The organism is Gammaproteobacteria bacterium (assembly GCA_013214945.1).
GTDB lineage: Bacteria > Pseudomonadota > Gammaproteobacteria > Enterobacterales > Psychrobiaceae > Psychrobium.
Genome location: JABSRT010000019.1, coordinates 96,157 through 108,954, shown reverse-complemented (window position 1 = coordinate 108,954; position 12,798 = coordinate 96,157). Strand labels below are relative to the sequence as shown.

The 12,798-nt window shown below is 41.8% G+C and carries 12 protein-coding genes and 1 pseudogene; 6 read left to right on the top strand and 7 right to left on the bottom strand.

What is annotated here, in order from left to right:
• The first annotated feature begins 387 nt into the window (after nt 1–387).
• Nucleotides 388–1,002, top strand: a pseudogene (locus HRU23_14905) (IS66 family transposase).
• Here the strand turns inward: HRU23_14905 and HRU23_14900 are convergent.
• The 3 genes from HRU23_14900 to HRU23_14890 form a co-directional block, all read right to left on the bottom strand.
• Nucleotides 999–1,397 (bottom strand): DUF4238 domain-containing protein, encoded by a 399-nt coding sequence (locus HRU23_14900; GenBank protein NRA55430.1) that lies wholly within the window; start codon nt 1,395–1,397, stop codon nt 999–1,001. The pseudogene HRU23_14905 and the gene HRU23_14900 sit on opposite strands and share 4 nt — an antisense overlap.
• 118 nt (nt 1,398–1,515) lie before the next feature.
• Nucleotides 1,516–2,148, bottom strand: coding sequence for a hypothetical protein (locus HRU23_14895; protein ID NRA55429.1), 633 nt, complete (start codon nt 2,146–2,148; stop codon nt 1,516–1,518).
• A 313-nt stretch (nt 2,149–2,461) separates the two neighbouring features.
• Complete coding sequence (locus HRU23_14890; GenBank protein ID NRA55428.1) at nt 2,462–2,917, bottom strand: Lrp/AsnC family transcriptional regulator; 456 nt, start codon at nt 2,915–2,917, stop codon at nt 2,462–2,464.
• A gap of 231 nt (nt 2,918–3,148) precedes the next feature.
• Here HRU23_14890 and HRU23_14885 point away from each other — a divergent pair, with 231 nt between their 5' ends.
• The gene (locus HRU23_14885; GenBank protein NRA55427.1) at nt 3,149–4,219 is read left to right on the top strand and encodes an ornithine cyclodeaminase; all 1,071 of its coding nucleotides are present in this window, start codon (nt 3,149–3,151) and stop codon (nt 4,217–4,219) included.
• A 143-nt stretch (nt 4,220–4,362) separates the two neighbouring features.
• A complete protein-coding gene (locus tag HRU23_14880) occupies nt 4,363–5,247 on the top strand; it encodes an amidinotransferase (GenBank protein ID NRA55426.1) in 885 nt (294 codons plus the stop codon).
• A 207-nt stretch (nt 5,248–5,454) separates the two neighbouring features.
• On the opposite strand, the gene HRU23_14875 is transcribed toward HRU23_14880, so the two are convergent.
• Together HRU23_14875 and HRU23_14870 are read right to left on the bottom strand one after the other, a co-directional pair.
• A complete protein-coding gene (locus tag HRU23_14875; protein NRA55425.1) occupies nt 5,455–5,745 on the bottom strand; it encodes an antibiotic biosynthesis monooxygenase in 291 nt (96 codons plus the stop codon).
• Nucleotides 5,746–5,798: 53 nt separating this feature from the next.
• Entirely contained in the window at nt 5,799–6,824 is a 1,026-nt protein-coding gene (locus HRU23_14870; protein NRA55424.1) for a zinc-binding alcohol dehydrogenase family protein, read from the bottom strand.
• A 114-nt stretch (nt 6,825–6,938) separates the two neighbouring features.
• Here HRU23_14870 and HRU23_14865 point away from each other — a divergent pair, with 114 nt between their 5' ends.
• Nucleotides 6,939–7,874 (top strand): LysR family transcriptional regulator, encoded by a 936-nt coding sequence (locus tag HRU23_14865; GenBank protein NRA55423.1) that lies wholly within the window; start codon nt 6,939–6,941, stop codon nt 7,872–7,874.
• Nucleotides 7,875–8,000: 126 nt separating this feature from the next.
• Here HRU23_14865 and HRU23_14860 read toward each other — a convergent pair whose 3' ends face one another.
• Nucleotides 8,001–8,657 carry a DsbA family protein gene (locus tag HRU23_14860; GenBank protein NRA55422.1) on the bottom strand — a complete coding sequence of 219 codons (657 nt, stop codon included), beginning with the start codon at nt 8,655–8,657 and terminating at the stop codon, nt 8,001–8,003.
• Nucleotides 8,651–9,577 carry an MBL fold metallo-hydrolase gene (locus HRU23_14855; protein NRA55421.1) on the bottom strand — a complete coding sequence of 309 codons (927 nt, stop codon included), beginning with the start codon at nt 9,575–9,577 and terminating at the stop codon, nt 8,651–8,653. The genes HRU23_14860 and HRU23_14855 overlap by 7 nt, the downstream gene beginning before the upstream one ends.
• Nucleotides 9,578–9,703: 126 nt before the next feature.
• Here HRU23_14855 and HRU23_14850 point away from each other — a divergent pair, with 126 nt between their 5' ends.
• Nucleotides 9,704–10,594 carry a LysR family transcriptional regulator gene (locus HRU23_14850; protein NRA55420.1) on the top strand — a complete coding sequence of 297 codons (891 nt, stop codon included), beginning with the start codon at nt 9,704–9,706 and terminating at the stop codon, nt 10,592–10,594.
• Between the two features lie 1,019 nt (nt 10,595–11,613).
• Nucleotides 11,614–12,588, top strand: coding sequence for a carbohydrate porin (locus HRU23_14845; protein NRA55419.1), 975 nt, complete (start codon nt 11,614–11,616; stop codon nt 12,586–12,588).
• Nucleotides 12,589–12,798: the final 210 nt, after the last annotated feature.

The following is a 12,798-nucleotide window of genomic DNA, read 5'->3' as shown; positions in this document are numbered from 1 at the left end:
TCAACCATGGTCAATTACAAAAGCACACTTAATAAAAGTAAACCCAATACTATGTTCAAAAATAATGAATTACTAGCAGTAAGTGTGTAATACGACCAAAGGACGTAATTCGGGACCCCCACAAAATATAGCCAATTTCGATTCATAAAAAGAGATATAGTGCCATCAAGTTAAATGATTAATCGCTAATTTTGTTATGGATGTCCCTTATTATCCCACACAAATAAGCACGGCGAACGCAGCGTGAAATAACGTGGTAATAAGGGGTTGTGGCTAAATCAATTAAACTATCACGGGCTCGGGTCATTGTATTTACTCCGACAAGTAGCAGGCCACAAGCATAGTACAAAAATTGATTTAGACATCTAAAAAACTTGGGTGTCCCTTTTTATCGTTTATGATAATGTCGACGGTGTTTTAGCCGTAGGCTGCTGGGCACATACGCGTCGTAAATATGACGAAGCCTTAAGATCGGAAAAAAAGAGTAAAGGTCGAGCGCATAAAGCGATTAGTTTTATCGGTAAGCTTTACCAAATTGAAAACAAAATAAAAGCCAAGAAGTTATCCGTTGCGGAGCGGTATCAACTGCGACAAGAAAAATCGAAACCGATACTCGATGCATTCAAACAATGGCTTGATGAAACCAAAGAAAATCTGACCGCTAAAAGCTATATCGCTATCGCGATAAACTACACATTGAATCAGTGGGAAAAGCTCATTCGTTATATCGATGATGGTGAATTAGGCATCGATAATAATATTACAGAAAGAGATATCAGGCCGTTCACCACAGGCAGGAAAAATTGGATGTTCTCACAATCGGTTAAAGGAGCTGAGGCGAGCGCGACACTTTATAGTATCGTGATGACTTGCCGTGCCAATGACATCAATCCATATTTCTACTTCCAGCACTTGTTCAAAACACTACCAAATTTAGATGAACAAACCGATTTAACGGCACTGATGCCGTGGAATGTGCAGCTCGATTACACGTCAGGCTAAGCGCAACTGGTTAGTTGTGCGCTTACTTTGCTCAGTATTTGGTTAAACTCTTCTAGAAACTCCCGTGTATCATTTGTTCTTATCATTTGCACGGTAGCAAATAAGCATAGAAATTTATGTTCCCAATCTTCTAAGTTTTTAATAGTTCCTTGGGATATTATCTTTTCAATAACAGGTGCCACAACGGTTTCAAGTTCAGACAGCTTTATCTCTGTTTCATTCCCATATCCAAGTATCTGATCATCATAAAAATTATTTTCGTGCCCGACATCCTTAACATTTGATGGGAAGGTGCGGTTCATTTTTTTATCAAAAACATAAACCCTATTTTTATTTTGTGCGAAATATCTAAGAAGAAACTGAGGTACATAATGTTGTTTTTTTGGAAAGTTCAAAGGAATCATCCTTGAGCATATAACGCCGTTTTAAGCGGCAAATAGCAGTTGGCTAAAATAAGTGAGGCACGAACAAAAAGCCAACTGTAATTTGTCCGACTTGAAAACCCTTGTTAGGCTAACAACCCCCTTTCTTCGATTGTGTAATTACGGACTCAGAGAAATTCTTTCCTTCAAAGCGACACTTAGCTTCAATTAATTGAGATCTACAACCTCCATTACTAAAGACTCCCCTCATGATCACAACTTCTTTGTCTTTCATGAACTCCCCATTTGGTAAATTCCATTGTGCAAGAGTGCCTTTATTTCCTTTAGGTGTTAATTTTCTTTCAACATCTAATCTACACATTTCCTGTAGCTCAGAATTTGACGTTAAAATTGGCCGGCGAAGATCAACATATTCTATAGCGCAGTCTCTAGTGGCTTTTATTTCTTCTGCGGCTATTTTTAAAGCTTCGTTATTATTAATTTGAGCTTGTTTGAAGAATAATGTTACTTGGGTTTCTGTGTACTCTTTAGCTTCATAACTAAAAACTCCATTAGGGTTTGTAGACGCTTTTTCGAGAGATGCAACCAATGAATCTTTTGCTAAATCACTAATACCAAGACCACAAATGTAGACAGCCTTTTCCTCTATTGATTTAGGTCCAAAGTTCGCACATCCTGACAATAAAAAGATTGAAACCAATGTTAAAGATTTATACATAGTAATTGATATTTCCTTGTAGCCTAACATTTCTATACCAAGCATGCTCAATTCCTAAAGCACCCTTAATAAAACTTAAACCAATACTATGTTCAAAAACAACGAATTACTAGCAATAAGTGCGAAATACGACCAAAGTAAAGCGTGCATGCACGATTTACAACAATTATCTTGGTAACTTTTTGAAATGTCGAACTAAAAAACAGAACATTAATGCTAATCGTGCGAAGTAGTTACAAATTAGCCTTATTAATCTTTAAACTTAATATTGATTGAAATGACCTAACCAAATGTCTTTATAAAGCACATCAAATGATGCGTTTGATAAAGCATAATCAGCAGACTTTAAAACAACACCTCACACCGAACTTAACAAAATACTGGTTTCACTGTTTAGCACGCCATCGATGGTTCTTACTTCGCGCAGTACTTGATCAAACTCTAATAAGTTTGAGGTTCTAATTTCGGCCACTAAATCCCATGCGCCATTGGTGGTGTGCAGTTTTTCTAGCTGGGCAATGCCACGCAATTTACTAATGACTTGGCTGGTGGATTTGCCTACTACCTCAATCATCATTATTGATTTAATGACATCGGTTTCAAGCTCGTCGTGGGCGCGGATGGTAAAGCCTAAAATAGCGCCAGAGCTAATTAAGCGATCAAGTCTGTTTTGGACCGTGCCTCGCGATACGTTGAGTAATTTGGCCAGTGTTGAAATAGAGGCGCGGGCGTCGGTGCGCAAAATAGAGATCAGTTGTTTGTCGACCGAGTCGTAAAGGTAAACCCGTTTGTTATTTGAAGAAGTTACGGCCATGTTGCCACCTTAGTTTTGACTTATGAGACACCTGATTGTCATTTTGATAATCATATCTAGCATTATGATAATTATTTGTGCAAAAGTTGCAAGTTTTTGCCATTTTTAATGTTTATGTCAGCCGATATTATATGGCTTAACAATTACACCAGCTAATCGCTTAATAAGTTACTAGCTGCTGCATAACTAAAAATGGAATACACAATGAATACACTAGTAAATAGCGTTGATATGAAAAATACTGATATGAAAAGCACTGGCTTAAGCACTAAAACGTCGAATGTTTCGTTTGTTGGTGTTAGCGACATGATTAAGCTGTTGCAGCAGGTTGGTACGGAAAATTTCATTGTTGGTTTAGTCGATTATCTTGAGCAAGATTACCTACGCTGGCAGTGTTTTGATAAGTCACCCCGTTTCGCGGCGCACTCAACCGACGGCGTAATTGAACTGATGCCAATTGGCGATGACAGTCAGTTTAGCTTTAAGTATGTCAATGGCCACCCTAAAAATACCAAGTCTGGTTTGCAAACCGTGACAGCCTTTGGGGTATTGTCAGATGTTGCGACAGGTTATCCGTTGTTATTGTCTGAAATGACCATTCTTACAGCATTACGAACCGCAGCTACTTCGGCGATGATGGCGAAATATTTGGCGCCAAAAAATGCGTCAACTATGGCGATGATTGGTTGTGGCGCGCAATCGGAGTTTCAAATTACTGCCTTTAGTAAAATATTGGGCATTAACACTATTCGTTTATACGACATTGATGCCCAGGCTATTGAAAAATGTCGCAACAATCTTGCCCACACAAATCTAGAAATTATTGTTTGCCAATCGGCGGGCGAAGCGGTTCAAGGTGCCGACATTATTACTACCTGCACCGCCGACAAGAGAAACGCGACCATTTTAACCAGTGATATGGTGCCTGCAGGTGTACACATCAACGCGATTGGTGGTGATTGTCCGGGTAAAACTGAGTTAGAAGCGCAGTTACTGATCCGTGGCGATGTGTTTGTTGAATACGAGCCGCAAACACGTATTGAAGGTGACATTCAGCAGTTACCAGCAAACTCACCAGTGACCGAAATGTATCAAGTGATTAACGGTGAACAGGTGGGGCGCATCACAGCCGATCAGCTCACTATTTTTGATGGTGTTGGTTTTGCGATTGAAGATTACTCGGCGCTGCGTTATGTGCACGACTTAATTAAGCAGCAAAATCCGAATCAAATTGAGTTAGTGGCAAGCCCTGACAACCCGCGTAATTTATTTGGTTTAGCCTGTGATATTAGCCAGCCATAATTCTTCTAGCTTCTAGCTTCTAGCTTCTAGGTCTAGGTTTTAGTTATTACATTCTATTTTACCGCTTTAGCTTGTTAGCTAAAGCGCACACGCAGGAGAGGCAATTAATGTTTGTATGCCCACAAGCCCCTAATGCTGTTGTCATGATCCGACCGCACCATTTTTGTCCTAATGAACAAACGAAAAATGACAACAGTTTTCAAGGTGGTCAACCTTATGATCGACAAGCCTTAAAAAGACAAGCCTTTGAGCAGGTGACTGCAGCCGCGAAGGTGCTAGCAAATGAAGGCATTGTCGTGCACACGTTCGACGACGAAACACTAGCAACCCCAGATTCAGTATTTCCTAACAATTGGTTTTCAACCCATAGCGGTGGTCATATTGCGATTTACCCAATGTACGCGCCTAACCGCCGGAAGGAGCGCCGAACCGATATTATCGAATTGCTAAAGCAGAAATACCGGGTGCAAGATGTCGTTGATTACTCAGGGCTAGAGTACGACGAGATTTACCTCGAAGGTACGGGCGCAATGGTATTAGATCATATTGAGCGGGTTGCTTATGCCGCGCGTTCTAAACGCACCGACTCGCATGCGTTAGAGCGTTTTTGCAGCCATTTTAATTACGAACCAATGTTGTTTGATGCGGCCGACAGCGCAGGCACTGCGGTTTATCATACTAATGTGATCATGTGTATAGGGCGAGACTTTGTGATGGCGGGTTTTGACATGATGACTGATATTAAGCGCCGTAATGAAATAATTAGCCGATTTGAAGCAGCAGGCAAGGCCGTTATTCGTTTAAGTGAGTCGCAAATTAATGCGTTTTGCGGTAATGCATTAGAATTAACAGGCACGGCGGGGCGGATTTTGGCGCTTTCAACCACTGCTTATGCGGCGTTAACCGCGCAGCAAATTAATGCGTTGCAGCATAGTGTTAAGTTGGTGCCGTTAGATGTTTCAGCAATTGAACTAGCTGGTGGTTCGGTGCGTTGCATGCTTGCAGGCATTCATTTGTCTAAGCGTTAAGCGCAACTCAAATAAGCACGAAGCCACAACCGAAATAAGAACAGAAACGATAAATAAACGAAAAGTAAAAGCTCAACGATAAACAGATAAAAAAAGCCGCGCTCAACGATTTAGTTCGTTGAGCGCGGCTTTTCGCTTTGCTTCATTTACTTAGCTAACCGATACAGTGGTTTCTAAAGAGAACCAGTTAGTTAAGTGAACAGGGCGCTAGTCGGTAATAGTCATTTCGTTGAGTGTGAACTCAGCAATAGCACCATCGGTTGCAGCTCTGTAAGCGACTATGTGTGGCATATCCGAATGTGCTTGCCATAACTCGCGTGTTTGCCAGTTTTCATAAAACATGAAGTGTGCTGGGTTGTCATTGTCTTGATGCAAGTCGTAATTAATGCAGCCTTCTTCCGTGCGGGTAATGGCAATGAGTTTAATTAGCTCAGCTTTTACTAAGTCAATTTTGTCTGCATTGGCCTTAATGTTGGCAACAATCGTAAGTTGGGTCATAAATAGTCTCTTTGGTTGTGGCGTTCTACCAGTGGTAATTAATGGTGCTTGGCTTAAAAACCGCTTAATACGATTTTTCCGATGGTGCTGCCAGCTTCAATTTCTTGATGTGCCGCGCGTAAGTTTTGCGCATTAATAGTGCCTAAGTCTTTACCAAGTGTGGTTTTGATTAAGCCTTGGTCAATTAATTGAGCAACTTCACTGAGCAACTCACTTTGTTTTATCATATCATCAGTTTGGAACATAGAGCGAGTGAACATAAACTCCCAATGTAGTGACAAACATTTAGGTTTTAGCTTAGTGATATCAACTGACTTTGGATCGTCTATTAAGGCTATTTTCCCCATCGGCGCCATCACCTCAATGTAACTGTCTAGGTATGAATCGGTATGGGTTAAACTAGCAACGTGGGTTACTTGGCCAATGCCTAATGCTTCAATTTGAGCGGGTAGCGGTTTGCTGTGATCAATGACAAAGTCTGCGCCAAGATCTTTAACCCACTGTGCTGACTCTGCTCGTGAAGCGGTGCCGATAACAGTAACACCAGTCAGCGCTTTAGCTAACTGCACTAATATAGAGCCAACACCACCTGCAGCGCCGACAACCAGCATGATCTCGGTTGATTTTTCAATTGCTTGTGGCTGCTGTTTCTTTATCGCCAAACGTTCAAATAATAATTCCCACGCGGTGATCGCCGTTAATGGTAACGCAGCGGCTTCGCTGTTTGAAAGGCTGGTTGGTTTTAGGGCAACAATGCGTTGGTCAACTAATTGAAATTGTGCATTGCTGCCTTGGCGAGTTAAATCACCGGCGTAATACACTAAGTCACCGGCTTTAAATTGGTTAACTAATTCACCGGTTGCTACAACTTTACCCACGGCGTCCCAACCTAGTACTTTGACTATATCGGGCTGTGGCGCGACATTTTTGCGAATTTTACAATCAACCGGGTTCACCGCAATTGATAACACTTCAACTAACAAGTCTTGGCCGGTGGCCGTTGGTTGTAGCAATTCAACGTCAATTAACGCTGCTGGGTCGGTAATAGGTAAAGATTGCGTATAGCCAATCGCTTTCATGGTGGATCTCCAGTAAATAAGGGGGTCGTTTAACTTGCGGCTATGATAGCGCTTGAATACCTCAAGAAAAACAGCATAATGTTTGAATCATTATCAAATTAAATTTGACAATAAATGTTATTAGAAGACCTGAATGTCGTAATTAAAGTGGCAGAATTTCGTAGTATTACGGCGGCGGCAGAAAGCTTAGACATGCGCACAGCCACTGCTAGTGCAGCGCTTAAGCGGGTAGAGCGCTCGCTTGGCGTAGAGCTTTTTATTAGAACCACCCGCAGTTTAAGGTTGTCGACCGCGGGTGAGCGCTACCTGCCTAACTGTCAACAAGCGATGCAAATGCTGGAATTAGCGCAGCAAAACGTCAAAGACGATTTGTCGACGGTTGATGGTGAGTTAAGAATTTCGGTGCCGTCTGATCTAGGGCGCCATTTAATTTTGCCGTGGTTAGACGACTTTATGGCGCAGCACCCTGGGGTGCGTTTAAAATTACATATTAGTGATAGTAAAATTGATTTTTATCGCGATCCGGTTGATATCGCACTGCGTTATGGCTCGCCTAACGATGCTAACCTTTATGGCTTTAAGATTTGTGAAGTGCCGCGAATATTGTGCGCGGCGCCAGATTATCTTGCGCAATATGGGGTGCCTAATCATCCTAGTGATTTAACCTCACACAACGGTTTATTTTACCAGCTGCATGACATTATTTACGACCAATGGGAGTTTGCTGAAGAAGGGCAATCGTTTAAAGTGAAAATGGTTGGTAATCGCGCGTCAAACGATGCCGAACTGGTGCGGCGTTGGTGTGTGGCGGGCAAAGGCATTTGCGCCAAGTCTTGCCTTGATTTGGCACAAGATTTATTGGCCAATAAACTGACCATCTTGTTACCCGAATTTGAGCCAACACCCACTCAGCTATGGCTTATTTGTCCTAGTCGCCAATCTATTACCCCAGCAGTACGTTTGCTTAGAGATATGTTGCAAAACAAGTGTCGCGACATCTTAATGCAATTGATCGAAAAAGACATGTTAACCGACGATGTGCTCAAATAATTACCGGCCTGATTTTAATTGACGATGATTAAGCATATGTAACTAAGCATATGTAGCTAAGAAAGCGAAACTAAAAGTAGTGACTCACTGACAGATTGTTGCGGTCAATTAGTCACTGTCAAAAGATTATAGCTGTTGGATTAACTGCTGCCACTGCGTAATATTGGCATAATAACGGTTATGTTCAAGGGTGGTGAATTGCCCTTGATGCTCTATCACAAAACTTGGCAGCCCTTGTACTTGGCAACGCGCCATTAACTCGTTGCTGTGTGCAACAGCCTGTTTGATTGACCGCAGTTGCGCTAGCTGACTTGATTGGTTCAGGTTGTTATCAAGCAATGCAAACCATGGCTCAGCGGATATCCCCAAGGAAAGCGCCAGCTTGGTTAAAGTTTCTTGCTTGCTGACATCTAAGCCCCGTTGATAATGTGCCTGCTGAACAGCCTGCAACATGCTAAACCCTTGCCCAGTGAGCTGCTCGACCAATAATATTGCTTGCGCTGTTATGTATGAGTCTAACCAAATTGGCTCACTGCTCAAGAGCCTATTTTGATACTGCGGACCAAAAACTTGCCCGGTAATGGTTTCAATTCTTTGATCGTGAACCTTGACCATCTCGCGAAACGGCGTGCTCATTGCTTGGCGCTTTAGCATGCCTGCTGGTTGTAGAATCAACTGCACATTGGGCGCTTGATTAAGCACGTTGGCCAAAGTAGTAGCGCCGTAGCACCAACCACACAACGGATCGAAAAAGTAATGGACCTTAGTTGTTGCATTTACCACTTCATTTCACCCATGTGAACTTTGGCGCTAAAGTCTAATGCCAACGGGAACTTAGCCTGTGGAAAGTTTTTGTTCATTTTCTCGATAACCGCTGTTGCGTTGTCACTTTTCGCTTTAGTTTGCACAAATTGCTCAATATAACGCGCGGTATAACCAATGCTATTACTCGTTAAGTCGCCGCCAAGCACCATGTGGCCCGGTACGACTAACTCAGGTTGTAATTGCTGCATTTGGTTAAGTTGGGTCTGCCAAGCATTAATATCTTGGGTGGACGGACTGTCAGCCATCCACACGTGAACGCCACTGTAGACACTAACATTGCCTAAAATGGTTTTAGTTTCAGGGATCCATAAATATGGTCGATTGGCTGATTCGCCTTTACTATTTTTTATTTCAACGGTGTAACCATCAACACTAAAGCTGGTGGCGCTGTATTCGCTTGGCAATATTGGTGTTACGGGGGCGTTTTGTCCCATTTTGGGGCCCCAAAACTCGACTTTATGTGCCATTTTTTCAGCAATTTCATGGCGTACCGCAGGGGTTGTAATGATCTTGGCGTTAGGAAATAGCTTTTTGAGTGTTTCAGTACCAAAATAGAAATCGGGATCGGCTTGGCTAATAAAAATAGTGGTCAATTTTTTGTTGCTGTCGAGCACATTAGCTGCAATACGCAGCGCATCTGCTTTAGTAAAGCCAGTGTCAATAAGCACAGCTTCGGTCGCACCGTAAACTAAGGTTGAGCTAACGTTAAAGCTGCCGCTGTCAGCATTGTAGACCTTTAATGACAGTGGTGATTGGTCGATACTGTATGTGATAGCGCCTTGAGATATTTTATCGCTTGGCACAGCGGCTATAACAGCGGTTGCATAAGTCGAGGTGGCAATAATTAGTGAGGCAACAAGTAAGTTTGATTTTTTCATCTGCGATTCCATATTCAGTGGGTGATCTAAAGTGAAGTTGCTTAAGATGATGCCAGTGTAGTGAATTGACTTGCTCGGATATACGGCTAATAATAAGCATCATTATTTCTTAAATCGAACAAGTAAATGGACAGGATCACCGCCGCTGAAGTTTTTGTTGATGTCGCCCGCTCAGGCAGCTTTACCGCAACCGCCGAAAGGTTAGCAATGTCACGCCCGATGGTAACCCGTTATGTTGAAGCGATGGAACGTTGGTTTGGTGTGCGGTTGTTACACCGCACTACTCGCAAAGTAACACTGACTTCGTCTGGCGAGCAGTGCATTAACGAGATTGAAGCGTGGTTGGCTGCAACGCAGCTATTGGTTAGTCGGGTGAAACCTTCAGATCAATTAACCGATGCTATTCGGATCGCAACAAGCATGTCTTTTGGTCACGCGCAACTGATGGCCGCTGTTAGTGAATTTATGGCATTACACCCTAAAGTCACCATTGATGTCGATTTACAAGACAGTGCTGCAGACTTAGTCAGCAACCGGATTGATTTAGCTATTCGTATTGCGGCTGATCCAGATCCATCGCTTATTGGCAAACCTATCGCTAAGTGCCGATCAGTGATGGTGGCAAGTCAGGCTTATCTCGACAAAATGCCACTAATAAGTACCCCTGACGATTTAATCAGTCATCAATGCTTGAACCACACCAGTTTTGAACGCCAACTGTGGCATTTATCGCGAGATGGCGAGCATCGTTCAGTGAGCTTAACAACCCGACTAACAGCCAATGAAGCAACCGTATTACTTGAGGCGGCATTATGTGGGGTCGGCATTTCGTTGTTACCGACTTATTTAGCCAATAAAGCGATAAAACAAGGCCAATTAGTGGAAGTTTTACCTCAGTGGCAAGCTAACGATATGACCATTTACGCGCTGTATTCTTCGCGTAAATTTTTGTCGCCAACAGTGCGGGCGTTAATTGATTTTTTGTCCGACTATTTTAAGAATCATCAATGGGACTAGTCATAGAATGAGTAATGGGCGAGCAATGCAGTTAGTAACGTTCGTTTATACTGTTGGTGTGTTTGTAACTAATGGAAATTATTGGTTTTTTAACTTAATCAGCTAGCAATTAGCAGGCCTAGGCACGGCTTTATGACGCATTGCCATAGGGTAATACATTGGAATGAGGCAGCAATAATCCGATGAACACTTGTTAATTTACTGGCATCAAGCTTGATTATTTTAGGTCGCAATGACCACTAGATTAGCCGTTGCAACATCAAAACGGCGTTTGGTTAAATCAATAATTTTCCAAGCACCTTTTTGAATTAAAAATATCAACAAAAAATCGCTGATTTCTCCCGTCTTATTTCTCCCATATTTTGTTCGCTCAAACCGCTAATTATCTATTTAATTTTTCACCTCACATTTCGCCTGACTTTTCGTTTCACTGCTCTGCTCATTTTGATATGGCGTTTTAAATCACAGCCGAAGGAATTCAGATATCAGAATGCTGAATTTTGGATGTTGTAATTAAACTACATTTCAGCGATCATTTTTACGTAAATGGAGTTAAATCGATCAAGTTGTTGATTTGTTGGACTTCAAAAGCGATACTTGTCGTAATAACACGTCATACCAGGTAAATCAACTTTAATTAGCAATTGACATCACACTTTTGGGAGGGTAATTTAATTAGCGAGTTAAGGCATTCGACATTCGCGAAATTTTAGACAGCTAGTCACTTTCTATCGCGCAATGATCTCAATTGACCGTGCCAATGGACGTTTAAAAAAATAGCTAAACAAATGTGGGAACAAGATGAAAAAAACAATAATTGCATCTATGGTCGGCACTATTACATTAATTAGTGTTTCAGTATTCAAGCCGTTGCTTGCTTCGTTTTTCATCGATAAACCCTAAGTCATCTTATGACTGAGAAAACATCCTCAGGCTAGATAGTTCAATAGAAAAAAAACAAAATAATATAATTCGTCTGATTTCAGGCTCTATAAAGAACATTCAAGGAAAGTAAAACGATGAAAAAGCAAATTTTAGTTCCAAGCCTTTTAGCATTATTCGTAGCATCTGCTGCGCACGCCGGGGCAACTTTTGATACTCCAGCTGGCACTTTAAACTTAGGCGCCGACGTTGAGTTTGATTACACAAGTGAAACTGACTCAAACTTAAAATCAGGTGGACGTTTATTACTTGATATTAATGGTGAGAAAGTACTAGCAAACGGTAACTTTGCTGGATTTAAACTTAACCCAGTTTGGGGACAAGACGGTTCAAGAGGCGCTGATGACGTTTGGATTAAATTTGGTGTAAAGAACGACTGGGCTATTCAAACTGGTCATTTTGAAGCAGCAGATCTTTCTCCTGCCGGTCAAGATACTTATATTGCGTCGTCAGGCACTACTATGTACCGTGCAAACTATGCTCGTGGCCGTACCTCAGCAGATGGTGAATCTCAAGTTCAAGCTACTTTTACTAAAAATATTGGCGCTGCTGCAGGGTTTGAAGTAACAGCCATGAGTGCCGATGAGGGTGATGCTGTCGTTGTTCGTCCTGCTGTTAATTATGCTGTAGACAACGTATCAATGGCCTTTGGTCTTGAAGTACCAGTGGCCGGTAAGGGTGACGATGCTGATTGGCTTGGTCTTGGTGGTTATGTAAGTTTTGCAGCAAGTGACGACTTAACCCTAACAGCACGTACAGCTTACTTAGCTGACGACACCGATGCAGCTAATTCAATGGACTCATTGACTGCAGGTATTAATGCACAGTACAAAAACTTCTTTATCGCCGCGTTATACGGTCAAACAGATGCTGATTCAGCTGCTAGCGAAACTGAAGAACTACAGGTTTATGCTTCTTACAAAATCCCGATGATTTTAGATATCAAAAACTTTGATATCTACGTAGCTGCAGGTTGGTCGGAAGCTAAACTTAATGATGTAACTCAAGATGACGTTGTTGGCGCACGTGTTCGCCTTAAATACGTTTTCTAATTTGAGTTTATTATCGACTTTGTATGGTAGTTAGTTTAAATTTTTAAAGCCTATTTGGCTACAATACCGACCAGTTAACGGATCGTGTATTAATCCATAATCAATTCACTTGGTTATGGATTTTTTTATGCGTTAAGAAGTGGAACGAGCAGCAATACTCTTGTTAACACTCTTGTTAATACTTTTGCTAACACTCTTGCTGATACTAAA

Coding starts and splice junctions, on each gene's coding strand:
- HRU23_14845 (NRA55419.1), top strand. CDS start 11,614: ATGAAAAAGCAAATTTTAGTTCCAAGCCTTTTAGCATTATTCGTAGCA.
- HRU23_14855 (NRA55421.1), bottom strand. CDS start 9,577: ATGAAAAAATCAAACTTACTTGTTGCCTCACTAATTATTGCCACCTCG.
- HRU23_14850 (NRA55420.1), top strand. CDS start 9,704: ATGGACAGGATCACCGCCGCTGAAGTTTTTGTTGATGTCGCCCGCTCA.
- HRU23_14870 (NRA55424.1), bottom strand. CDS start 6,824: ATGAAAGCGATTGGCTATACGCAATCTTTACCTATTACCGACCCAGCA.
- HRU23_14895 (NRA55429.1), bottom strand. CDS start 2,148: ATGCTTGGTATAGAAATGTTAGGCTACAAGGAAATATCAATTACTATG.
- HRU23_14865 (NRA55423.1), top strand. CDS start 6,939: ATGTTATTAGAAGACCTGAATGTCGTAATTAAAGTGGCAGAATTTCGT.
- HRU23_14880 (NRA55426.1), top strand. CDS start 4,363: ATGATCCGACCGCACCATTTTTGTCCTAATGAACAAACGAAAAATGAC.
- HRU23_14890 (NRA55428.1), bottom strand. CDS start 2,917: ATGGCCGTAACTTCTTCAAATAACAAACGGGTTTACCTTTACGACTCG.
- HRU23_14875 (NRA55425.1), bottom strand. CDS start 5,745: ATGACCCAACTTACGATTGTTGCCAACATTAAGGCCAATGCAGACAAA.
- HRU23_14885 (NRA55427.1), top strand. CDS start 3,149: ATGAAAAATACTGATATGAAAAGCACTGGCTTAAGCACTAAAACGTCG.